Genomic DNA, 21,002 nt, shown 5'->3' on the forward strand with positions numbered 1-21,002 from the left:
GATCATGCCGAGCAAGCCCCCCGAAGCAGAATGCAACGACGGGAAGTTAGCGGGCGCGGTGCGGCGGACGACCCCGTTTCGACGATCGCGGCTTCACGAGTTCGCCGTCTTGACGGGACGCAGGTGCCGGAGCGGCACCGCGCCGGTCAGGAGGGCGAGCCCTAGATAGAAGCTCGCGGCGACCGTGGTGAGGAGGGCGAGGAAGAGCCAGGACTGGCCGAAGAGGTAGGGCTCGATCGCGTCCTGATAGCGCAGCGCGAGCGCGATGCCGCCCCCCATCAGGATCGCCAGCAACACCATGCGCACGAGCCGCCCGGCGAGCTCCGCCCCCGGTTTGAGGACGGCCCGGCGGTGAAGGCGCGAGGCGAGCAGCGACACCTCGGTCCAGGCGGCGCAGATCGTGCTGACCGGGACGCTGAGGAAGCCGATGACCGGGAAGAGGGAGATCGACAAGGCCGCGTTGATCGCGATGGCGGTCAACGCGAAGGTCATCGGGCTCTTCGTGTCCTCCCGCGCGAAGTAGGCGCTGGCGAGGACCTTCTGCATGACGAAGGCGGGCACGCCGAAGCCGTAGATGAAGATGGCCTGGCCCGTGTTGAAGGCGTCCGAGCTGTTGAAGCGCGAGCCGCCGAGGAGCAGCGCCGGCAGGTCCTGGAACAGGACGACGCACAGGAAGTTCGGCATGGCGATCAGCGCCGCCGAGGCGGGAAGCGCGAAGAGGAGCGCGGTCTCGACGCCCCGGTTGAGGACGGCCCTCGCGCCCGCCTCGTTGCCCGACTTCACCGCGCGGCCGATGGCGGGCATCAGGACGACGCCGAGCGCGATGCCGATGAGGGCGAGGGGCAGCTGGTAGAGCTGGTCGGCGTAGATCAGCCAGGAGACGGCGCCCTCCTCGCGGCTCGCGACGTTGGTGCCGACGATCGAGTTGATCTGCAGGGCCGCCGCCCCGATGAAACCCGGCGTGCCGAGCATGATCATGCGGCGCGCCCCCGAGGTCAGGCGCGGGCGGCGCATGCGAAGAAGCAGCTTCGCCCGCTTCGCCGCGAAGAGAAGCCCTGCGAGCTGCGCCACGCCGCCGATCATGACCGACCAGGCCGCGGCGAGGCCGATGATCGGCGCGGACTGTCCTTTGACGATCCAGACCCCGCCGACGAGGCAGATGTTGAGGAGCACGGGCGCCGCCGCCGCCGCGGTGAAGCGGTGCAGCGCGTTGAGCATCCCGCCATAGAGCCCGACGAGGCTCATGCAGGCGAGGTAGGGGAACATGATCCGCGTGTAGAGCACCGTCAGGTCGAAGCGGACGGGGTCGTCCGCGAAGCCCGTCGCGATCAGCCCGACGAAGGCTGGCGTGAAGATCATGACGAGGGCGGTCAGCCCCGTCAGGATGACGAGGAGCCAAGCGAGGATGTCCTCGGCGAAGGTGCGCGCTTCCGCGAGACCGCCCCTTGCTTCCTCGCCTTGGAAGAGCGGCACGAAGGCGGCCTGGAAGGCGCCCTCCGCAAGCAGGCGCCGGAACATGTTCGGCAGGCGGAAGGCCGCCCAGAAGGCGTCGGCGACCGGGTTGCCCGACGCGCCGATGACGCCCGCGAGCAGCATCTGACGCACGAAGCCCAAGACCCGGCTGACGAGCGTCAGCCCGGAGACGGTCGCTGCCTGCCGGAAGAGGGAACCTGCCATGACGGCGGCGGGTACCCCTCCCCCGGATCACCCGCAAGCTGGTGTGAGGCGTTTCCGGTCTCAGACCGCCGACCGCGAGGACGACGGCGCGAACCGCCGCAGCCCCCCGGCCAGGCCGAGCCCGGCGATCATCAAGGCGGCCGCCCCCGGCAGCGGGACCGGCGCGGGCGCAAGGTCGAAGAACGCGATCTCCCTGATCTCGGGATCGAGGAGCGAGACGAGTTCGACGCTGACGCTCCCGCTCAAGAGGACGTCCGGCCGCGCGAGGAAGTCGAGTAGAGCGGCGGTGTCGGTGATCGTGCCCGCGCCGCCCGGGGCGGTCAGGAAGACGCTTCCCGTGCCGACGCCGTCGAAGGAGAAGCCCGGGGGCGGACCGGTGAAGTCGAAGACGGGGCCGGAGAACCCGACGCCCTCCGCCGTGACGGTGCCGCCGCCGAAGCCTTCGGGCGAGCTGCCCGGGTCGACGGTCGCTTCGGTGCTCGGCGTCGTGACGGTGAAGGAGAAGCCGGCGTAATCCGTGTCGAGGATCTGCCCGAGGAACAGGCTTTCCTCGACGAAGAGCCGCACCGCCGCGGGCGCGCCGCCGTCGGTGACCGCGGCATAGGTGAAGGTCGCGGCTTCTGCGGAAGCGCCGATGCCGATGGCTGCCGCCACGAGCGCCGCGACGCTGCGTCCGATCATCGTTCTCTCCCCGAACGGATGACCGAATCCTAAGCGAGACGGGGGCGGTGTCGAGCGTTCTCGGCAGAACGCCGAGGCCAGGCCGCGTTTCGGGCGGCGAAGACCAGGCGGTGCGGCCGCCTCCGCCGAAGCGGGTCCGACCCTGGCCCCGGCCGCCGCGGCACGCAGGCACCTCGCCTCAAAATTGCCGCCGTTCACGCGACCTTAAACGGGTTCGCGTCATGCCTGTGTCCGGAGGGAAGGAGATCGCATGCCGCAACCGAAGATCCGTCCCTCTGCCCCCGAACCGTTCGGTCCGGACACTTCCACGACCGCGGCCGCGGCCGAGATGGAAGCCTGGGACTGGCCCCAGATCAGCGCGGCGGGCGCGCAGTCCCCGGCGCGCCGGATGCAGGCGGCGCTGCACGCGGAGTACCTGGTGCAGGCCGAAGCCGGCCGGTGGGCCGTGCGCACGACCATCGCCACCGTCTTCGGCATGTGCGCCGCCTTCTGGGCGATGATCTACTTCGTCGTCGCGGCCCTGATCGGCTGAGGAAAACCTCAGCCGAGCTTGGCCATGGCCTCGCGCACGGCGGGGCCGACGTCTTCGCGGTCCATGGCGAAGGCGAGGTTGGCGAGGACGAAGCCCGCCTTGGAGCCGCAGTCGTGGCTTTCGCCTTCGTAGGTCACGGCGAAGTAGGGCTGCGCCTTCATCATCTCGGCCATGGCGTCGGTGAGCTGGATCTCGTTCCCGGCGCCGCGTTCGGTCTTGCCGAGCGCCGCGAAGACTTCCGGTTGCAGGACGTAGCGGCCCATGATCGAGAGGTTCGACGGCGCCTCGCCGATGGTGGGCTTCTCGACCATGCCGGACATCTCGATCTTGGAGCCCTGCGCGTCGCCCTTGGGCGCGATGATGCCGTACTTGTCGACCTGATCGTCAGGCACCTCTTCGACCGCGACGAGGTTCGCGCCATCCTCATAGGCGTCCATCATCTGCGCGAGGCAGCCGCGCTTCGCCCGGACGATGACGTCGGGCAGCAGCACCGCGAAGGGGTTGTCGCCGACGATGTCGCGCGCGCACCAGACCGCGTGGCCGAGGCCCTTGGCCTCCTGCTGCCGCGTGAAGGAGCAGCCGCCCGCAGGCAGGACCGAGGTCATCGTGTCCTCGTAGATCGCGGTCTTGTTCTTCTTCTGAAGCGCCTGCTCCAGCTCGGGGTTGTGGTCGAAGTAGTCTTCGATCTCGTGCTTCGCCCGGCCCGTGACGAAGACGATGTGCTCGATCCCCGCCTCGCGCGCCTCGTCGACGACGTAGTGGATCAGCGGCCGGTCGACGACGGGCAGCATCTCCTTCGGGATCGCCTTGGTCGCGGGCAGGACGCGGGTGCCGAAGCCTGCGACGGGGATGACGGCGTGACGGACGGGTTTCATAGGGCCTCGTTTCGGATGCGGGCAGGGGAATGCAAGAAGAGGGTCACTCGGCCTCCGGCGGCAGCATGTCGAGGCTGCCGGTCCAGCTGGGCGGATGCCGATCGTCGATCAGGTGGACGCCGCGCGTGGCGAGTAGCGTGGCGCCGTCTCCACCGGTCACCGCGCCGGTGACCACGTAGCGCCCGCCCGGCTCGATCGCGTCCCTAGGCACCTCGAGGCGGAAGGGGATCGGCACCTGGCGCCCTTCGAGCGGAACGACGTCCTTGGCGAGGATACGGCCGTCCTGCGCGGTGAGGCTCGCCTGGGCGGTCGCATCGGGTGGCAGCGCCATGCGCAGGCGCGTCGTCAGCTCGCCACTGATGGTCAGGGTATCGGAGGGAGGCTTCGGCGACGTCGCGCAGGCCGCGGCGACAAGCAGAAGTCCCACGCTCGCCAAGCTCGCTCTCACCGGCCGCGCCTCCCGCGCTGGTTCTCTCAGCGCGACCTAACAGAGCCCCTCCCCCTTGCCGAGATGTCACGCTTCACGCCCGCGCGACGACTTGCACAGGGGCCGCACCGAGCGCACCTTCCTTCGTGAGTTCAGCAACATGAAAGGAGGTGGTCGAGTGTCTAGTGAGATCATTCGCCGTCAGTTTGGGATCGGAAGCAGTGCGAAGGGGCTGAAGCAGCCTTCGGTCCGCTGAGGATCGCCTCCTACTGAGACTGCAAGTCTCGAGACCCGACCTGACGGCGGGTTTCACGAAGAGGCCGCCCCGAGGGGCGGCCTCTTTTGTTGTCCGACGCGCTTGGCGGCGGCCTGGACGGGCCTTCGGCCTGTCAGGCCGGCTCGCGGCCGGCCCTCGCCTAGTTGTAGGCTCGCTTCGGGGCCGCGATCGCCGCTGGCGCCTTCGTGCGGACGCGCTCCCGGCGGGCCGAGTTGGGCTGGAAGGCGAGGGAGCTGTGATACGCGCAGTAGGGCTTTCCGCTCGCCGCGCCCTGGCCGCAGAAGTGGAACTCCTCGGAGGCGGGGTCGCCGATCGGCCACTTGCACTGGTTCGTGCCGATGGTGGAGACCGTCATCCGTCCCTCGCCGAAAGTCGCGGGGTCCATCGAGACCGTCCGCACCTTGGGCTCCGGCGCCGGCTCCTTCGGCGCCATCGGCTTGGGCGCCGCCGGCGCGGCGCGGCCCGACAGGCCGAGCCTGTGCACCTTGCCGATCACCGCGTTGCGGGTCACCCCGCCCAAGCGCCCGGCGATCTGGCTGGCGGACAGCCCCTCGCTCCAAAGCGTCTTGAGCACCTCGACGCGTTCTTCGGTCCAAGCCATCTCTCGCCTCCGTCAGCGCAGCGCGCGATCTTCTTCGTCCCGTCACCGGGTATGCTAGATATGGTAGAGAACAGAACGGGCCGCACAACATCGGCACTTCGCAAGTTGTTAACCGGCGCGGCCTATTCGCGCGTATTTATCCACACAGGCTGTGGATATCTGTGGAAGGACTGTGCAGAACCGCCCGAAGCGGTGCATGGTTGACCGGCACGCCCGCCTCCCCACATTCAGTCCCTGCCCGCAAAGCCAGGACTACTCTATGCCCGACGGCGCGTCCCTGACTCCGCCCGTGACCGCTGCCGCCCCCGAGACGGGCGCCGACACCTTCGGCGCGCGCCGCTTCGGCGCCGTGAACTGGCTCGGGCTTTGGACCCTCTACAAGAAGGAGGTCCAGCGCTACCTGAAGGTAGCGGGCCAGACCGTGTTGGCGCCGATCGTCACCACCCTCCTCTACCTCACCGTCTTCCTCGTCGCCTTCTCGGGCGCCGGCCGGGACGTGACGATGGAGGGGCAGGTCGTGCCCTACGCCGCCTTCCTGCCGCCCGGGCTCATCATGATGGCGGTCCTGTCGAACGCGTTCCAGAACGCGTCGTCCTCGATCATCATCGGCAAGGTGCAGGGCAGCCTGGTGGACGTCCTGATGCCGCCCTTGAGCGCCGCCGAGCTGACCGTGGCGTTCGTGGCGGGCGCCGCGACGCGCGGCCTGATGGTCGGCTTCATCACGGCGGTCACCATCGCGGTCTTCCTCGCCTTCACGGGAACGATGCTGACGCTGCACGCGCTCTGGGCCGTCCTCTTCTTCTCGGTCTGCGCCTCGGTCCTGCTCGGTGCCTTCGGCGCGGTGGGCGGCATGTGGGCGGAGAAGTTCGACCAGCTGGCGGTGATCACCAACTTCGTCATCACGCCGCTTACCTTCCTGTCGGGGACCTTCTTCTCGGTCCACAAGGAGGGACTGCCGGGCTGGGTGGCGGACATATCCGCCTTCAACCCGCTCTTCTACCTGATCGACGGCTTCCGCTGGGGCTTCATCGGCGTTTCCGACGCCCCCGTCGCCCGCGGCGCGGTCGTCTGCTTCCTCCTCACCGCGCTCAGCGTCTGGGTGACGCTTCTCCTCTTCCGGCGCGGCTACAAGCTGAAAGACTGAACGCTCATGTTCGACGACACCCCCATTCCGGGCCGTCCCGAGGGCGGACCCACCGAGGACATCGTCCTTCCCTTCCAGGTCGGCGACGCCGCCGTTCGCGGCCGCATCGTGCGCCTGGGTCCGGCGGTGGACGAGATCCTCTCGCGCCACGACTTCCCCGACCCGCTGTCGCAGCTCCTAGGGCAGGCGGCGGCGCTCGTGACCATGCTCGGCACCGCGCTCAAGTTCGACGGCAAGCTGATCTTCCAGGCACAAGGCGACGGCCCCGTCTCGATGATCGTCGCGGACTACACGGCGGACGGCGCGCTGCGCGCGACCGCGACCATGCAGGACGACGCGCGCGAGACGGTCGAGAAGGCGCAAGGCGCGGAGCTGCACTATCTCCTGCGCAAGGGCCACATGGTCATGACCATCGACCAGGGCGCCGACATGGAGCGCTATCAGGGGGTCACGCCGCTCGACGGCGCGACCCTGTCGCAGGCGACCGTGTCCTACTTCGCGCAGTCCGAGCAGATCCCCACCGCGATCGAGCTCGCCGTGGGCCGGGTCACCGGCGAGGACGGCGAGGAGCACTGGCGCGCGGGCGGCATCATGGTGCAGTTCGTCCCCGGCGAGGGCGGCACGCGCGAACGCGGCGAGGAGGTCCTCATGGCGGAGGACGACCGGGAGGCGTGGAACAGGGCCGCGATCCTCCTCGAAACGGTCAAGGCCGACGAGCTTCTCGACCCTACCATCACGCCCGAGCAGCTCCTCTATCGCCTCTACCATGAGGATGGCGTGCGGGTGTTCGGCGCGAAGGACGCCCACTTCGGCTGCACCTGCTCGCGCGGGAAGGTCGCGGGCGTCCTCTCGCAGTACACGCGGGACGACATCGACGACATGGTCGAGGACGGCGCGATCGACGTGACCTGCGACTTCTGCCGCGAGAGCTACCGCTTCGAGCTCGACGAGAGCGGCGAGCGGTTCAAGGAGGACTGATCCGTCTCACGGCGCGCAGCGCCTCCGACGGGGCGAGGTGGCCGCCCGGGCCGCCGTCGCGGCCTTGGGGCGCCCGGACCTCGTCTGTTCGTCCCCTCAGTCGGCGGCTAGCCGCCGTTCGAGGAGCGAGGTGAAGGCGGCCCAGGACGCCTCGTCCGCCCGCTCGTCGTAGCGGTCCCCGCCGAAGACGGTGAAGGCGTGCGGCGCGCCCGCATAGACCTCCAAGAGGTAGGGCACGCCCGCATCCTCCAGCGTCTGGGCGAGGTCGGCGGCGACCGAGACCGGGCCGTCCGCGCCGCCGTGCGCGATCAGGATCTCAGGGGTGCCAGGCGGGTAGCTTTGCCCCTCCGGCGTCTCGAGGCTGCCGTGGAAGGTGGCGTAGCCCTTCACGTCCTCCGCCTCGCCGGAGCGCGCCATCTCCAGGATCGCGCCGCCGCCGAAGCAGTAGCCCATCACGACGGCGCCTTGCGTCCCCGTCCGCTCCCGCGCCTCTGCGAGCGCGGCGAGCATGCGCGACCGCATCAGCGCGCGGTCGTCGTAGAGCTTGCCGACCTCGGCCTTGCGGCCCTCGACGGTCTCGGGCCTGTTGCCCGCGCCGTAGAGGTCGGCGGCGAAGGCGTCGTAGCCCATCTTCGCCAGCATCTCCGCCCGGCGCTCCTCATAGGCGTCGAGACCGTCCCAGTCGTGGATGATGAGGACGAGGCCCTTCGCCTCCCCTTCCGCCTCGGCGAGGTAGCCTTCGAATTCGGTCCCGTCGGCTTCGTAGGTGACGGACTGGCCGACGGCGTCCGGCGCAGGTTGCGCGCCCAGCGCGGCGGCGGCGAGGATGGCGGCGGTGATCATCGGCAGGTCTCCCGGGGGGCGGCTCGCCCCCGGCCTACCGGCCCGCCGCGGCGCTCGCCAGCGCGCGCATCAGTGAGGCGGCCTCGAACTCGGACGTATCGAAGGTCCGATCCGCGCCCGTCATCGCGATGACCACCCGGCGTTCCGGGTCGATCCAGACCATCTGCCCGTTATAGCCCATCATGAAGTAGGCGCTCCCCTCGCCCGCGATCCAGAAGTGCGCGCCGTAGCCGAGCTCGCTCGGCGGCAGGGCGCCCCCGGGTGCGTGGGAGGGTCGCGGCGGCGTCGAGACGTAGGCCGGCCAGTCCGCAGGGATGACCCGTTCCGTCCCGACGACGCCGCCCTGAAGGTAGAGCTGCCCGAGCTTGGCGAAGTCCTCGAGCCGCAGCTGCAAGCAGCAATAGCCGAGCACCTTGGCCCCTCGGCCGTGCCGGTCGGTCAGCCAGCTGCCCGCCCCCATGCCGAGGGGCGCGACCACCTTCTCCTCGGCGAGGCTCGCGACGCTGCGCCCCCCATAGGCGCCGCGCAGGACCGCGGCGAGGACGGCCGTGTTGGGCGAGAGGTACTCGAACGCGCCGCCCGCAGGCTTCACTCGCCGGTACCGGCGCACCTCGCCGTCGATGTCCCGCTGGAAGATGAACGTGTTGAGGAAGAGCTTGCGGATGTCGGAGCCCGTCTCCTCGTAGTTCTCGTTGAAGCCGATGCCGGAGGACATAGCGAGGAGGTCGCGGATCTTCGTCGCGCCGTAGTCGGTGCCTTCATAGTCGGCGGCGTAGGTCTCGGCCGTGTCGTCGAGGCTCTCGATCCGCCCTTCCATGAGGGCCCGGCCGATCAGGGTCGCGATCATCGACTTCGCGACGGACCAGGAGGTGTGCCGGTCGCCTGGCGTCTCGCCGCGATAGTAGCGCTCGAAGACGACCGTGCCGTCATGGACCACCATCAGCCCGGTGACGGCACGCTCTGCGACGTAGTCCTCGACCGTCCGCCGCTCGCCGTCCCTGTCCCAGGACGCGCCCAACGCGCGGACGTCGCGCGGGAAGGTGTAAGGGGTCGGCGAGGCCGCGATGGGAAGGTAGGGGTAGGTCTCTTCCATCGCCCGGTAAGGGGCGGTGCGGTCCGGCGCGCGGGAGAGCCAGATGACCTCGGCCGGCGAGGTCTCGGACCAGGGCCTGAAGGCCCAGAGACCGAAGAGGAGGAGAGCGGCGAAGACGAAGCCCGCAAGGGCGGCGGTGAGGTGGCGCATCGCGCCACTGTGCCCGTCTCGCCCTCGCCCCGCTAGCGCCGCCCGTACCGCAGGCGGCCGAGCATCGCGGCGATCGCTGCCGGATCGGGCGCGAGGCCGGCCGCCCTGGCCTTCGCCTTCTCGAACCGCATCACGTCGACCAGCCGCGCGTCCAGGAACGCCCAGGTGGCGGCGTAGGGATCGTCGGCCGCCCCGCCTTCGTCCGAGAAGAAGCGCGCGGCGGTCGCGGCGTAGACCGCGCTGAGCGTCGCGCGCTTGGTGTAGTGGTTGAAGTCGGTCGCCGTGTCGCCCGCGGCCCGCCACATCTCGTCCGCCGTACGCCAGGTGAGCTTCGCTCCGGTCTCGATGTAGGGCGGCAGGGCGAGGGTCGCCGCCGCCCGGCGGGCCGCCTCCTTGTCGGGGGCCAGCCCCTCGATGCGCGTTCGAACCAGCCAGCGGATCTTCGCGGTGACCCCTCGCGGCGCCTCGGCCAGCGCGCCGAAGCCCGTCAGCATCCTCGCGTCCTCGCGCTGCGCCCAGTAGTCGAGGAGGTCGCGCACCCCCTCGGGGAAGAGGAACGGCCGGTCCTGCGGGCGGACATCGGCTTGCCCGAGCGCCCGATCCAGCGTCCGGCGGGTCCAGCCGTCGAAGGCGGCTTCCGCGAGCGCTTCGTCGAGAACGCGGTCGCGGACATCATCCAAAGGGTCGCGAAGCGGAGCGTCGGCGGCTTGTTCTGTCATGCCGGAGACATAAGGCGCAGGCTCGACAAAATCACCCGTTTCTGCTAGCGGGCGCGCCTCTAAAGCCAGCGGCCGGGTTTTTCTCCGACCGCGCCGTAACCACATACGCTCTTTGGCCAAGCCCAAGGCGACGAACAGAACCGTTGGAGAAGTCCCATCGTAAACATCAGCGTCCGCGACAACAACGTCGAGCAGGCCCTGCGCGCCCTCAAGAAGAAGATGCAGCGCGAAGGCACCTTCCGTGAGATGAAGCGCCGGAAGTTCTACGAGAAGCCGTCCGAGAAGCGTGCCCGCCAGAAGGCCGAGGCCGTCCGCCGCGCCCGCAAGCTCGCGCGCAAGAAGGCGCAGCGCGAAGGCGCGATGTAAGCGCGGCGTACGCCCCTACATTTCCGTTACGTTAGACGAAGGCCGCGCATCGGGGAACCGGGCGCGGCCTTCGTCTGTTCCTTTCGCCGCGAGACCCGGCATCAGCGTCCGGGGTGAGGAGCGAGACGTGATCAAAGAAGAGAACAAAACCGAGACCAAGCTGAGCAAGCGCCTCCTGGCGGGTGCGGCCCTGGCGGTGGTCCTCCTGTCGGCCTGCAACACGACCGAGGGCTTCGGCCGCGACGTCGAAAGCACGGGCGACGCCATCGAGGACGCCGCCGACAACGATTGATTCTCGGCAAGGCAGGTTTGCGGCTCTTCGCTCGTGAACCTGCCGTTCCCGGCCCCATCTTTCCTTCGAAAGGATGGTGCCTCATGTCCAACACGTACAACCCGACCAGCGCCGCCCCCGTCCCGCAGGACGCTCTGCGCCTTCGTCCCGCAGCCGAGCGCGGCCATGCCGACCATGGCTGGCTCAAATCGGCCCACAGCTTCAGCTTCGCGAGCTATCACGACCCGCGCCACATGGGCTTTCACGCCCTGCGCGTGATCAACGACGACCGCGTGGCGGGCGGCGGCGGCTTTCCGACCCACCCGCACCGGGACGCCGAGATCTTCTCCTACGTCCTGGACGGCGCGCTCAGCCACCGCGACACGATGGGCACGGCGAGCACCGTTCGCGCGGGCGGCGTTCAGTTCATGACCGCAGGCTCCGGCGTCGCGCATTCCGAGTTCAACGCGAGCCGCGATACGCCCGTTCACTTCTTGCAGGTCTGGCTATTGCCGAAGGCTTCGGGCGCCAACCCGCGCTACGAGACGCTGGACGTGGCGAGCGAAGACAAGGACGGACGCCTGGTCCCCATCGTGTCCGAGGACGGACGGGCGGGCGGCGTCGCCACCCACGCGCCCGCCGACGTCTACGCCGCGACGCTGAGGGACGGCCAGGAGGTCACGTTCGACCTCCGCGAAGGCCGGGCGGGCTGGGTCCAGGTGGCGCGCGGCAGCCTGAGCGTGAACGGCCAGCGGCTCGAAGAAGGCGACGGCCTCGCGGTCACGGCGTCCGGGCGCCTCACCTTCTCGGAGGCGGAGGACGCGGAGTTCCTGCTCTTCGACCTCGCCAAGCTGAACAGCTAAAAGAAGAAGCCCCGGCGATCGCTCGCCGGGGCTTCTGCATTCTTGCGTAGAGGGACGCCTTACGCGTCGGGCGTGTCCTTGAGGGCCGCGCCTAGGATGTCGCCGAGCGAGGCGCCGCTGTCCGCGGAGCCGAACTCTTCGACGGCCTTCTTCTCCTCGGCCAGCTCGCGGGCCTTGATGGAGAGGGAGAGCCGACGCGAGGCGCGGTCCACGGCCGTGATGCGGGCGTCGATCTTGTCGCCTACCGCGAAGCGCTCGGGGCGCTGCTCGTTGCGGTCGCGGCTGAGGTCGGACTTGCGGATGAAGGCCTTGGGGCCCCCGTCGCCACCGACGCGCACCTCGATGCCGCCGTTCTCGATCGCCGTGACCTCGCAGGTCACGTCGGCGCCGCGCTGCAGCTCGCCCATCGACTCCATCGGGTCGTTCGCGACCTGCTTGATGCCGAGCGAGATGCGCTCCTTGTCGGGATCGACGTCGAGGATCTTCGCCTGGACGACGTCGCCCTTGCGGTAGTCCTTGATGGCGTCGTCGCCGGAGCGGTCCCAGTCGAGGTCCGAGAGGTGGACCATGCCGTCCATGTCGTCCTCGATGCCGACGAAGAGGCCGAACTCGGTGATGTTCTTCACCTCGCCCTCGATCGTGGAGCCGATCGGATGACGCTCGGCGAAGGTCTCCCACGGGTTCGACAGGGTCTGTTTCAGACCCAGGCTGATCCGCCGCTTGTACTCGTCGACCTCGAGCACCATCACGTCGACCTCTTGGCCGGGCGAGACGATGGAGGACGGGGGCACGTTCTTCTTGACCCAGGACATCTCCGAGACGTGCACGAGGCCCTCGATGCCGTCCTCGAGCTCGACGAACGCACCGTAGTCGGTGATGTTCGTGACCTTGCCGTGGAAGACGCCGGAGACCGGGTACTTGGCGGAGACGCCTTCCCACGGATCGGGCTGGAGCTGCTTCATGCCGAGGCTGATGCGGCTCGTCTCGGGGTTGATCTTGATGATCTTGACCCGGACCGTGTCGTTGACGTTCAGGACTTCGGACGGATGGTTCACGCGCGACCAGGACATGTCGGTCACGTGCAGAAGGCCGTCGACGCCCGGGGCGAGTTCGACGAACGCACCGTAATCGGTGATGTTCTTGACCACGCCTTCCTTCTCGTCGCCCTCGTTGAGGTCGCGGACGACCTCCTGGCGATGCTCGGCGCGATCCTCCTCGAGGACGGCCCGGCGCGAGACGACGATGTTGCCGCGGCGCTTGTCCATCTTCAGGATCTTGAAGGGCTGGGGCAGGTTCATCAGCGGGGTCGCGTCGCGGACCGGGCGGATGTCGACCTGAGAGCCCGGCAGGAAGGCCACGGCGCCGCCGAGGTCGACGGTGAAGCCGCCCTTCACGCGGTTGAAGATGTGGCCCTCGACGCGGTCTTCGTCCTCGAAGCTGCGCTCGAGGCGGTCCCAGGCTTCCTCGCGGCGGGCCTTCTCGCGGCTGATGACCGCTTCGCCCTGCGCGTTCTCGACGCGGTCGATGAAGACGTCGACGGTCGAGCCGATCTTGATCGGCTCTTCTGCGCCCGGCTGATAGAACTCTTTCAGCGGCACGCGGCCTTCGGTCTTGAGGCCGACGTCGATGATCGCGACGTCTTTTTCGATGGCGGTGACGGTGCCCTTGACGACCGTCTGCTCGAAGGTGTCACGATCGACGATCGAGGCTTCGAACATCTCCGCGAACTCGTCGCGGGAGGGGGTTAGGGTTTCGGACATGAATCCTGTTCGTGCGACCGGAGCCGCGGGTTGTGGCCGGACCAGGAGGGTTCGGCGGGCGGGACACGGGCGGCGCTGGCGCATCGGGGCGCGGGCCCCAGGCATCCAAGCTGCTACTCCGCTCGTCTGTCTCCCAAGGCCCGGTCGATCACGCGGCGCGCCGCCGCGAAGGCTGCGTCTATACTGAGAGAGGTCGTGTCTAGCAAGTGGGCGCCCGGGGCGGGGCGGAGCGGCGCCTCGGCGCGAGAGCTGTCGCGGGCGTCCCTGCGGCGGATGTCCTCGAGCACCTGAGAAAGCGAGAGGCCGGGCTCGCCGAGGGTCAGGTCGCGCCAGCGCCGCTCGGCCCGGGCCTCGTCCGAGGCCGTGACGTAGAGCTTCACCGTTGCGTCGGGGCAGACGACGGTGCCGATGTCCCGGCCGTCGAGGATCGCGCCCTGGGTCCCCTTGGGCGGGCGGGCCGCGAAGTCCCGTTGGTACTGCAATAGCGCCGCGCGAACGGCGGGCTGCACCGCAACGACGCTCGCCGCCTTGCCGACGTCGCCGGTCCGGATGTCGGCATCGGCGACGAGGTCGAGGGAGAAGCCCTGCGCGGTCGCCGCCGCCTCCTCGGCGTTCCTGGGGTCGAGGTTCCGGTGCATCATCAGCCAGCCGACGCCCCTATAGAGCGTGCCGGTATCGAGGTAGGCGAGCCCGTAATAGCCCGCGAGCCGACGCGACAGCGTGCCCTTGCCCGCCGCCGCCGGCCCGTCGACCGCGATGACGAGCGGCCGAACCTCTTCCGGCACGGGCGCCGTCACCGAGACGTCCCGCCCGGCAGGCTTCCCGCCGCGAGCTCGCCGCCTACCATCGTGAAGAGCGCCTCGGCCTCTTCGGGCCCGCCGAAGGGGTCGCCCGTAAAGACCGAGAGGTCGGCGGCGAAGCCGGGCGCGATGCGGCCCCGCGTCTCCTCCTGCCCGAGGGCGTAGGCGGGCGCGTAGGTGAACATGCGCAGCGCCGCGCGCGGCGAGACCGCTTCGCGGGGACGCCAGTCCGGCCCTGCGTGACCATCGAGCGCCTTTCGCTCGGTCGCGGCGTAGAGCTCGATCCGGGGGTCGCCCTGCTCGACCGGCGCGTCGGACCCGCCGACGACGACCGCGCCCGTGCCCTGCATGCTGGCCCAGGCGTAGGCGCCGTCGAGGCGGGCATCGCCCAAGCGGTCCGGCGCGAAGTCGAGGTCGCCGATGGCGTGGCTCGGCTGCATGGAGGCGATGACGCCGAGCCGAGAGAAGCGGGGGATGTCCTGGGGCCGTACGATCTGGGCGTGTTCGATCCGCCAGCGCGCGCCGTCCGGCATGACGTCCTCGTACCAGTCGAGGACCAGCGCGTTGCCCTGATCGCCGATGGCGTGTGTCGCGACCTGGAGGCCCTTCCGCGCCGCCTCTGCGTAGAGGGCTTCGGCCTCTTCCTTGTTGATGAGCTGAAGCCCGCTCGTGCCTGGCTCGTCGGCATAGGGCTCGAAGAGGAGCGCCCCGCGGCTGCCGAGCGCGCCGTCGACGTAGGCCTTCACCCCTGCGACGCAGGCCCGGCCCGTCTCGTCGCAGGAGGGGCCGTCCAGGGCTGCGAGCCCTTCGGGCACGACGTAGGACGCGACGCGCAGGGGCAGCCGGCCCCGCCGCGCGAGGTCGCGCAGCACGGCCAGGTCGGCGGGGTCGACCGACATGTCGTGGACGCCGGTCCAGCCGCGCGACGCGTAGAGGGCCGCCCCCGTCTCGAGCGCCTCTCGGCGGCGCCGTTCGGTCAGCGGCGGAACCAGGCCCTCAACCAAGTCCTGCGCCCTGTCGATCAGAAGGCCGGTGGCACGCCCCTCGGCGTCGCGCACGATCCGTCCGCCCTCGGGGTCGATCGTGCCCGCATCGATCCCGGCGCCGCGCAGGGCGGCGGTGTTGACGACCGCGGCGTGGCCGTCCGCTCGGGTCAGGATGACCGGCCGGTCGCCCACGACCGCGTCGAGGTCGGAGGCGAGCGGCATCCGCCCCTCGGGCCAGCCGGTCTCGATCCAGCCCCGTCCGACCAGCACGCCGCGCGTCTCGGATGCCGCTTCGCGCACCCGGTCCTGAAGGTCCTCGATCGACGTCGTGCCCTCGAGGTTCAGCGTCATCTCGCGCAGGCCGACGCCGAGGAGGTGCACATGCCCATCCGTCAGCCCCGGCAGGGCGACCGCGTCCTCGGGGAGAGCCACCACGCACCGCTCCGGCACCGAGACCGGCACGCGGTCCACCGCGCCGACATAGGAGAAGACGCCATCCTCGATCAGGACGGCCTCGGCCTCGCCGCCCTCCCCGGTCTGGAAAGTGCCGGTGACGAGCCGCTGATCGCAGCTCTGCGCGGCGGCGGACGCCCAAAGGAGGGCGAGAGGGAGGAGAGAGACGAAGCGCATGATGTGCGTGTAGCGGCGTTGCCCCGGATTGGGGAGGCCCGGCGCGCGAGGAGGGCTGACATGCCTGCCGGAACGGGCACGGGGCTGCGCCCCCTCTGGCTCTACCCTTGCCGAACCGGCCCACCCCCATTAGGTTTGAAATGCAAACTGGATGGTGCCCGATGACGCAGACGACTCAGGACGACCTCGCCTACCTGCGGGCCGTGACCGACGCCGCGCGATCGCCCGTCCTCCTCGGGGGCCGGTTCCTCGTCATGTGGGGCGGGTTCCTGGCCACCGCCTACACCGCGCAGTGGGCGATCCTGAGCGGTGTCGCCGGCGTCGGCTCGGGTTGGATCGCCGCCGTCTGGCTAGCCTTCGGCGTCGGCACGGGCACCGGCATGGCGGTTCTGACGAGAGGGATCCGGCGCAAGCCGGGACGCGGCTCCGCGGCGGCCACGGTCGAGAGCACGGCGTGGAGCGGGGCGGGCTTCGCCATCTTCGCCTATGCCGGCAGCCTGATCGTCGCCTTCGCGACGGGGAACGCCTCGCCGCTCCTCTTCGACACGATCGCAGGCGTCGCCTTCGCGCTCTACGGCACGGCGTTCCTCGTCACCGCCGCCGCCGCGCGGCAGCGCTGGATGCGAGCCTTCGCAGTCCTCTCCTTCGCCGGCGCGGCGGTCGTGCCCTGGCTCGCAGGCCGTCCCCTCCTCTACCTCGTCAGCGCGTTCTTCATCCTCGCCGTGGCCGTGACGCCCGGGCTGATCCTGATCCGGCGGGAGCCCGCGAACCTGCCCGACGAGGCTGGGGTGTGAGCGAGTCCGGCTTCGACGCGAACGCGATCGACGAGACGATCCACGGGCGGGTGCGCCTCGGGATCATGGCCTACCTCGCGCAGTCCAGCCCCGCGGCCTTCACCGAGCTCGCCCAGGTGCTGGAGACCACGAACGGCAACCTCTCCGTGCACCTGACCAAGCTCGAGGGCGCAGGCTACGTCGCGGTCAGCAAACGCTTCGAAGGCAAGAAGCCGCTGACCGAGGTCACGCTGACCGAGGCGGGCGCCGCGGCGTGGTCGCGATACCTCGACACGCTCCGCGCCCTGTTCTGAGCGGCGCGGACGTGCGAGCCTGAGCGCCGCTCGCCGGACGAGGCCCCATGCACCCGACGCTTCCGATCGCCTTCGCGGGCAACCCCCTCGACCGTGCCAACACCGAGCGCCGCGACCCCGCCTGGGTCGAGGCACAGCGGCGCCACCCCCGCGCGGAACTCCTCGTGCTGTGGCGTGGACAGGTGCTGCACGAGGCCGAAGGGGATGCCGCAGCGCTCCTGCCGCTCACGCTCGCGGCGCTGGAGGCGATGCCCGGCAGCGAGCCGGTCCTTCTCGGTCTCAGAGAGGGTACGCCGGTCTGGGCGGCGGACGCCGGCGACGTCGCCGAGCCGCCCTTCGCCGCGCTCGGCGCCTATGAAGGGTTGCGCGCCCTCGGCGGCCGGTTGCCGCCGAGCGAGCTCTCGGTCGCGGGTCAGGCCGCTTGGCTCCTTGGCTGGCATGACCGGCATCGCTTCTGCGCCAGGACGGGCCGGCCGACCGTAGTGGCGCAGGGCGGCGCCAAGCGCGTCGAGCCCGAGAGCGGCACGGAGCACTTTCCGAGGAGCGACCCGGTCGCCATCGTGCTTCCGACACTGGGCGAGCGGGCCTGCCTCGGCCGGGGGCCGCACTTCCCGCCCGGCATGCACTCGGCCTTCGCGGGCTTCGTGGAGGCCTGCGAAGCCGTCGAAGAGTGCGCCGTGCGCGAACTTTACGAGGAGACGGGTCTCATCGTCCGGAAGCTCACCTACGTCGCGAGCCAGCCCTGGCCGTTCCCTTCTTCGCTGATGATCGGGTTCCTGGCCGAGGTCGAGACGGAGACGCTACGCCTCGACCCCGAGGAGATCGCCGAGGCGCGGTGGGTCAGCCGCGCCGAGGCGCGGGCGCTTCTGGGCGGCGGCGGCCCGGCGGGCCTATCGGTTCCGCCGGGGATCGCGATCGCCCATCAGCTGCTTCGTGCCTGGGCGGAGGACTGACCCTCCGTGCTCAGCACGGTCTTGATCGCGCCGAGGACGTCCTGCTGCTGGAGCGGCTTGGAAACGTACTCGTCCATGCCCGCCTCGAGGCAGGTCGCCCGGACGTCGCCGACCGCATGCGCGGTGACCCCGATGATCGGCACACGGCGCGCGTTCCGCTCCGCCTCCATGCGGCGGATCGCGCGCGTGGCTTCAAGGCCGTCGAGCTTCGGCATCGAGATGTCCATCAGCACGACGTCGGGCACGGCGGCCCCGTAAGCCTCGACGGCGGCCTTGCCGTCTTCCGCCATCACGACCTCGTAGGCGTCGCCGACCAGCATGGCGCCGATCACCATGCGGTTGACCGGGTTGTCCTCGGCGACGAGCACGCGGAGCTTTCCGGCTGCCGGCAGGACGGCGGGTGCCGCTTGAACGGCGGGCGCAGGCGAGGCGATCGGAACGGCCGCGGCGGGGGCGGGGGGGACATCCTTGCCCGCCTCGGCGGACGCTTCCGGCGCCGCCTCCCCTTGCGCAGGCCGCGCGCCGTCGCGCCGATGGCAAGCTTCGTCGCCGAGCTGAACCGTCTCCTCGGCCGCGCGCATGTCCTCAGCCGCCGGCCCCTCGGCCACAGGGTCAGCCGACATTGGAACGCCCTTCGCGTGGCGGACGACCCCGGCGATCGCCTCCTCGATCTGCGCCGCGCGTGCTGGTTTCACGAGGGTCACGTCGAAGCGCGCGTCGGCGTAGCCTTCCGCTTCGGCGACGTGACCGACCGAGGTGAGCAGGATGAGCGGCATCGATCCCGTACGCGGATCGTCCCGCAGGCGCCTCGCCAGCTCGACCCCGTCGAGGCCGGGCATCTGGAAGTCTAGGATCGCGACGTCGAAGCGCTGCGCCTCGTCGAACACCGCCGTGAGCGCTGCGGACGCGCTTTCCACGCAGATCGGCACACACCCCCAGACGCGGACCTGCTCGGCGATGATCCGGCGGTTGATCGCCTTGTCGTCGACCACGAGGACGCGGGTACCCTGAAGATCGACGCTGCCGGCTCCGCGGACAGGCTCGGGGACGACCTCGGAGAGCGGCAACGCGACTTCGACGGTGAAGGTCGAGCCCTTCTCGGCCTCGCTGTAAAGACCGATCGAGCCGCCCATCAGCGTGATGATCGAGCGGGTGATGTTGAGGCCCAGCCCCGTGCCTTCGTGCTGGCGCGTGGCGCTGCCGTCGGCCTGGCCGAAGACCTCGAAGATGATTGCCTGCTGATCTTTCGGGATGCCGCAGCCGGTGTCGGTGACAGCGATCTTGAGCAACGCTTGGCCGTCCTTCGTCTCGCCGAAGACGTCGAGCAGGACGTGGCCTTCGTCGGTGAACTTCACCGCGTTGCCGACGAGGTTCGTCAGCGCTTGGCGCAAGCGGCCCGCATCGCCGACCACCGCCTCGGGCGTGCCCGGCGCGTAGCGGACCATGAGCTCGATCCCGCGCTGCTCGACCTGCGCGGCGAAGGCCGACGCCACGTCCTCGCAGAGCGCGCGAAGCGAGAAGGGGTGCGGGTCGAGCCGCATCTTGCCCGCCTCCACCTTGGAGAAGTCGAGGATGTCGTTGATGACGCGCAACAGGCCTTGCGCCGAGCCGGTGATGATCTCGACCATCTGCGCCTGTTCGGGCGCGAGCGAAGTGCGCCCCAGGAGGTCCGCCATGCCCAAGACGCCGTTCATGGGCGTGCGGATCTCATGGGACATGTTCGCCAGGAACTCGGACTTGGCCCTGCTGGCCGCGTCGGCCTTGGCCTTCGCCGCCCGCAGGGTCTGAGCGAGGTCCTGCATGGACTTCGATTGCTGCGTCTCCTCGGTCCGGTCGGAGTCGACGATCAGCATGCCGCCGCCCGGCCGCGGCGCGCCGACGAGCTTGAAACGCCGCCCGCCGAAGGAACGCCTGGTGAGCTCGAAGCGGACCCCGGCAGCGAGGCGCAGACGCGCCGCTTCGCCCTCGGCCTCCTCTATCTGACCGGCGGCGACCAGCGCGCCGATGACCTGCTCGAAGGGCATGCCCGTATCGAGCATGCCGTCCGGCATCGGCGCATCCGCGAAGAGCTTCTCGGCGCGCATGACGAGCCGACCCTTGCGCGAGAGGATGGCCGTGCTGGTGCCGTGACACTCGTAGAGGTCGTTGACCTGGGACTGCGCGTCGACGGCGCCTTGGATGCGGCGCGCCCGCTCGGCGAGGACCTGCGCTCGGTGGCGCGCTGCGCCGGTCAGCTTGGGGTTGGGGTGAACGATCAACCCGGTCGGCGTTCGGGCGAGGAGGTTCTCGTGGACGCCCTTGTCCTCGAACGCCCGGCGGAAGTCGGAGCCCTCGAACAGGGCGCGGCAGCTCTTGGCCATGCCGCCCGCGATGTAGACGCCGTCGAAGGCGCCCGTCTGAAGGACGACGTCGCCCATGAAACGCCCGATCATGGCGCAGTAGGCCTCGATCGCGCGCCCGCAAGCGGGGTCGGCGCCGGTCTGGCCGTAGAGGATGACTTCCAGGCTGCTCAGGCGCTGCGCCTCCCGGCCCTCGCGGTCGCAGAAGACGGCGTAGAAGCCCGGCAGACCCTTGGCGGCGGCAAGTTCCCAGGAGACGTGGCTGTGCTCCTCGCCGAGCCAGACCCGCAGCGCGAGTTCATCTTCGGTGACGGGGCCGAACGAGGCGTGTCCCGCCTCGCTGTCCAGAACCCGCTCCCCGCCGCCCTGCCGATCGACGACCGCCACGCCGAGACCGCCGTCGTCGACGTTGATGACGGCCATGCGGCTCGCCCGGCCCGATGCGGCCCGGTCAGGCTGCAACGGCGAGAAAGCGTCCTGATCGTTCATCCGCGAGGTGGCGACCGCGCGCGCCTCTTCGGACATGCAAAGGGGCAGGACGTCGCTCGTCTCGAGCAGGGGGAGCGCGGTCGCGAGCGCGGCGACATCGTTGGTCACGAAGACGTCCGTGAAGCCGAAGGCGTCGCGAAGCTCCGCACGCCGGAAGGCCCAGTCGGTGCCCATGATGCGCAGCGTATCCTCGCCCGTAGGGCCGCGGAGCGCGATGGTCAGATGGGCTGGCCACGACTCGTCGGGAACGGACGCCTTGTAGCGCGCGACGACCTCGGTGACCGTATCGAACGCCTCCCTCGGATACTCTTCGCAATAGGCGTAGCGTGGTCGGGCGCCGCCCGCCTCCAAGAGGGCGAAGCTGATGACGTCATGCTCGAAGTCCGCAACGACCGCGTCGAATCGCATGGACAGGCCTCCCAACCATTTCGGCCGTCATACGACACAATGGTTTCCGCCCG

General features: G+C 69.9%; 21 protein-coding genes. 9 read left to right on the top strand and 12 right to left on the bottom strand.

Features of this window, described 5'->3' with window-relative positions:
• Positions 1-93 precede the first annotated feature (93 nt).
• Positions 94-1,677: a murein biosynthesis integral membrane protein MurJ gene (gene murJ / locus GGQ59_RS02005; protein WP_183815345.1), complete on the bottom strand. Its 1,584-nt coding sequence runs from the start codon at positions 1,675-1,677 to the stop codon at positions 94-96.
• 60 nt (positions 1,678-1,737) lie between these two features.
• The gene (locus GGQ59_RS02010; RefSeq protein WP_183815347.1) at positions 1,738-2,358 is read right to left on the bottom strand and encodes a hypothetical protein; all 621 of its coding nucleotides are present in this window, start codon (positions 2,356-2,358) and stop codon (positions 1,738-1,740) included.
• 250 nt (positions 2,359-2,608) lie between these two features.
• On the opposite strand from GGQ59_RS02010, the gene GGQ59_RS02015 reads away from it, so the two are divergent.
• On the top strand, positions 2,609-2,890 hold the full coding sequence (locus GGQ59_RS02015) for a hypothetical protein (RefSeq protein WP_183815349.1): 282 nt from the start codon (positions 2,609-2,611) through the stop codon (positions 2,888-2,890).
• A gap of 8 nt (positions 2,891-2,898) precedes the next feature.
• Here GGQ59_RS02015 and galU read toward each other — a convergent pair whose 3' ends face one another.
• From galU to GGQ59_RS02030, 3 genes are all read right to left on the bottom strand, one after another.
• Positions 2,899-3,765 (bottom strand): UTP--glucose-1-phosphate uridylyltransferase GalU, encoded by an 867-nt coding sequence (gene galU, locus GGQ59_RS02020; RefSeq protein ID WP_183815351.1) that lies wholly within the window; start codon positions 3,763-3,765, stop codon positions 2,899-2,901.
• 43 nt (positions 3,766-3,808) lie between these two features.
• On the bottom strand, positions 3,809-4,192 hold the full coding sequence (locus tag GGQ59_RS02025; RefSeq protein ID WP_183815353.1) for a YbaY family lipoprotein: 384 nt from the start codon (positions 4,190-4,192) through the stop codon (positions 3,809-3,811).
• 416 nt (positions 4,193-4,608) lie between these two features.
• On the bottom strand, positions 4,609-5,070 hold the full coding sequence (locus GGQ59_RS02030) for a GcrA family cell cycle regulator (protein WP_183815355.1): 462 nt from the start codon (positions 5,068-5,070) through the stop codon (positions 4,609-4,611).
• Between the two features lie 289 nt (positions 5,071-5,359).
• On the opposite strand from GGQ59_RS02030, the gene GGQ59_RS02035 reads away from it, so the two are divergent.
• Together GGQ59_RS02035 and GGQ59_RS02040 are read left to right on the top strand one after the other, a co-directional pair.
• Positions 5,360-6,214 (top strand): ABC transporter permease, encoded by an 855-nt coding sequence (locus tag GGQ59_RS02035; protein WP_343074225.1) that lies wholly within the window; start codon positions 5,360-5,362, stop codon positions 6,212-6,214.
• Positions 6,215-6,220: 6 nt separating this feature from the next.
• Complete coding sequence (locus GGQ59_RS02040) at positions 6,221-7,192, top strand: Hsp33 family molecular chaperone (protein ID WP_183815359.1); 972 nt, start codon at positions 6,221-6,223, stop codon at positions 7,190-7,192.
• Positions 7,193-7,288: 96 nt separating this feature from the next.
• Here the strand turns inward: GGQ59_RS02040 and GGQ59_RS02045 are convergent, their stop codons facing one another.
• Genes GGQ59_RS02045 through GGQ59_RS02055 form a run of 3 tightly spaced genes read right to left on the bottom strand, consistent with a single transcriptional unit; the run spans position 7,289 to position 9,997 of the window.
• Positions 7,289-8,035, bottom strand: coding sequence for a dienelactone hydrolase family protein (locus GGQ59_RS02045; RefSeq protein WP_183815361.1), 747 nt, complete (start codon positions 8,033-8,035; stop codon positions 7,289-7,291).
• A gap of 34 nt (positions 8,036-8,069) precedes the next feature.
• A complete protein-coding gene (locus tag GGQ59_RS02050; protein ID WP_183815363.1) occupies positions 8,070-9,278 on the bottom strand; it encodes a serine hydrolase domain-containing protein in 1,209 nt (402 codons plus the stop codon).
• 32 nt (positions 9,279-9,310) lie between these two features.
• On the bottom strand, positions 9,311-9,997 hold the full coding sequence (locus GGQ59_RS02055; protein WP_183815365.1) for a COQ9 family protein: 687 nt from the start codon (positions 9,995-9,997) through the stop codon (positions 9,311-9,313).
• Between the two features lie 156 nt (positions 9,998-10,153).
• Between GGQ59_RS02055 and rpsU the strand changes: the two genes are divergently transcribed.
• The 3 genes from rpsU (at position 10,154) to GGQ59_RS02070 (ending at position 11,497) form a co-directional block, all read left to right on the top strand.
• Complete coding sequence (rpsU, locus tag GGQ59_RS02060) at positions 10,154-10,363, top strand: 30S ribosomal protein S21 (protein ID WP_183816669.1); 210 nt, start codon at positions 10,154-10,156, stop codon at positions 10,361-10,363.
• Positions 10,364-10,490: 127 nt separating this feature from the next.
• The gene (locus tag GGQ59_RS15315; RefSeq protein ID WP_221400831.1) at positions 10,491-10,655 is read left to right on the top strand and encodes an entericidin A/B family lipoprotein; all 165 of its coding nucleotides are present in this window, start codon (positions 10,491-10,493) and stop codon (positions 10,653-10,655) included.
• Between the two features lie 83 nt (positions 10,656-10,738).
• Positions 10,739-11,497, top strand: a complete 759-nt coding sequence (locus GGQ59_RS02070) for a pirin family protein (RefSeq protein ID WP_183815367.1) — start codon at positions 10,739-10,741, stop codon at positions 11,495-11,497.
• Positions 11,498-11,556: 59 nt separating this feature from the next.
• Here GGQ59_RS02070 and rpsA read toward each other — a convergent pair whose 3' ends face one another.
• From rpsA to GGQ59_RS02085, 3 genes are all read right to left on the bottom strand, one after another.
• Positions 11,557-13,257, bottom strand: a complete 1,701-nt coding sequence (gene rpsA / locus GGQ59_RS02075; protein WP_183815369.1) for a 30S ribosomal protein S1 — start codon at positions 13,255-13,257, stop codon at positions 11,557-11,559.
• Positions 13,258-13,370: 113 nt separating this feature from the next.
• Positions 13,371-14,054 carry a (d)CMP kinase gene (gene cmk, locus GGQ59_RS02080; RefSeq protein ID WP_343074226.1) on the bottom strand — a complete coding sequence of 228 codons (684 nt, stop codon included), beginning with the start codon at positions 14,052-14,054 and terminating at the stop codon, positions 13,371-13,373.
• Positions 14,051-15,673 (bottom strand): amidohydrolase, encoded by a 1,623-nt coding sequence (locus GGQ59_RS02085; RefSeq protein WP_183815371.1) that lies wholly within the window; start codon positions 15,671-15,673, stop codon positions 14,051-14,053. Before GGQ59_RS02085 ends, cmk begins: the two co-directional genes overlap by 4 nt.
• A gap of 161 nt (positions 15,674-15,834) precedes the next feature.
• Here GGQ59_RS02085 and GGQ59_RS02090 point away from each other — a divergent pair, with 161 nt between their 5' ends.
• The 3 genes from GGQ59_RS02090 to nudC are packed head-to-tail and all read left to right on the top strand — an operon-like array spanning position 15,835 to position 17,713.
• Entirely contained in the window at positions 15,835-16,467 is a 633-nt protein-coding gene (locus GGQ59_RS02090; RefSeq protein WP_221400832.1) for a hypothetical protein, read from the top strand.
• On the top strand, positions 16,464-16,760 hold the full coding sequence (locus GGQ59_RS14725; RefSeq protein WP_221400833.1) for a transcriptional regulator: 297 nt from the start codon (positions 16,464-16,466) through the stop codon (positions 16,758-16,760). The genes GGQ59_RS02090 and GGQ59_RS14725 overlap by 4 nt, the downstream gene beginning before the upstream one ends.
• 47 nt (positions 16,761-16,807) lie before the next feature.
• A complete protein-coding gene (gene nudC, locus GGQ59_RS02095) occupies positions 16,808-17,713 on the top strand; it encodes an NAD(+) diphosphatase (protein ID WP_183815373.1) in 906 nt (301 codons plus the stop codon).
• Here nudC and GGQ59_RS02100 read toward each other — a convergent pair.
• Positions 17,683-20,949, bottom strand: coding sequence for a glucokinase (locus tag GGQ59_RS02100; RefSeq protein ID WP_183815375.1), 3,267 nt, complete (start codon positions 20,947-20,949; stop codon positions 17,683-17,685). The genes nudC and GGQ59_RS02100 overlap by 31 nt on opposite strands.
• Positions 20,950-21,002 lie beyond the last annotated feature (53 nt).

The sequence above is a fragment of the Parvularcula dongshanensis genome (assembly GCF_014199615.1).
GTDB classification, from domain to species: domain Bacteria; phylum Pseudomonadota; class Alphaproteobacteria; order Caulobacterales; family Parvularculaceae; genus Parvularcula; species Parvularcula dongshanensis.

Coding starts and splice junctions, on each gene's coding strand:
- murJ (WP_183815345.1), bottom strand. CDS start 1,677: ATGGCAGGTTCCCTCTTCCGGCAGGCAGCGACCGTCTCCGGGCTGACG.
- GGQ59_RS02010 (WP_183815347.1), bottom strand. CDS start 2,358: ATGATCGGACGCAGCGTCGCGGCGCTCGTGGCGGCAGCCATCGGCATC.
- GGQ59_RS02015 (WP_183815349.1), top strand. CDS start 2,609: ATGCCGCAACCGAAGATCCGTCCCTCTGCCCCCGAACCGTTCGGTCCG.
- galU (WP_183815351.1), bottom strand. CDS start 3,765: ATGAAACCCGTCCGTCACGCCGTCATCCCCGTCGCAGGCTTCGGCACC.
- GGQ59_RS02030 (WP_183815355.1), bottom strand. CDS start 5,070: ATGGCTTGGACCGAAGAACGCGTCGAGGTGCTCAAGACGCTTTGGAGC.
- GGQ59_RS02040 (WP_183815359.1), top strand. CDS start 6,221: ATGTTCGACGACACCCCCATTCCGGGCCGTCCCGAGGGCGGACCCACC.
- GGQ59_RS02045 (WP_183815361.1), bottom strand. CDS start 8,035: ATGATCACCGCCGCCATCCTCGCCGCCGCCGCGCTGGGCGCGCAACCT.
- GGQ59_RS02050 (WP_183815363.1), bottom strand. CDS start 9,278: ATGCGCCACCTCACCGCCGCCCTTGCGGGCTTCGTCTTCGCCGCTCTC.
- GGQ59_RS02055 (WP_183815365.1), bottom strand. CDS start 9,997: ATGACAGAACAAGCCGCCGACGCTCCGCTTCGCGACCCTTTGGATGAT.
- GGQ59_RS02070 (WP_183815367.1), top strand. CDS start 10,739: ATGTCCAACACGTACAACCCGACCAGCGCCGCCCCCGTCCCGCAGGAC.
- rpsA (WP_183815369.1), bottom strand. CDS start 13,257: ATGTCCGAAACCCTAACCCCCTCCCGCGACGAGTTCGCGGAGATGTTC.
- GGQ59_RS02085 (WP_183815371.1), bottom strand. CDS start 15,673: ATGCGCTTCGTCTCTCTCCTCCCTCTCGCCCTCCTTTGGGCGTCCGCC.
- GGQ59_RS02090 (WP_221400832.1), top strand. CDS start 15,835: ATGACGCAGACGACTCAGGACGACCTCGCCTACCTGCGGGCCGTGACC.
- nudC (WP_183815373.1), top strand. CDS start 16,808: ATGCACCCGACGCTTCCGATCGCCTTCGCGGGCAACCCCCTCGACCGT.
- GGQ59_RS02100 (WP_183815375.1), bottom strand. CDS start 20,949: ATGCGATTCGACGCGGTCGTTGCGGACTTCGAGCATGACGTCATCAGC.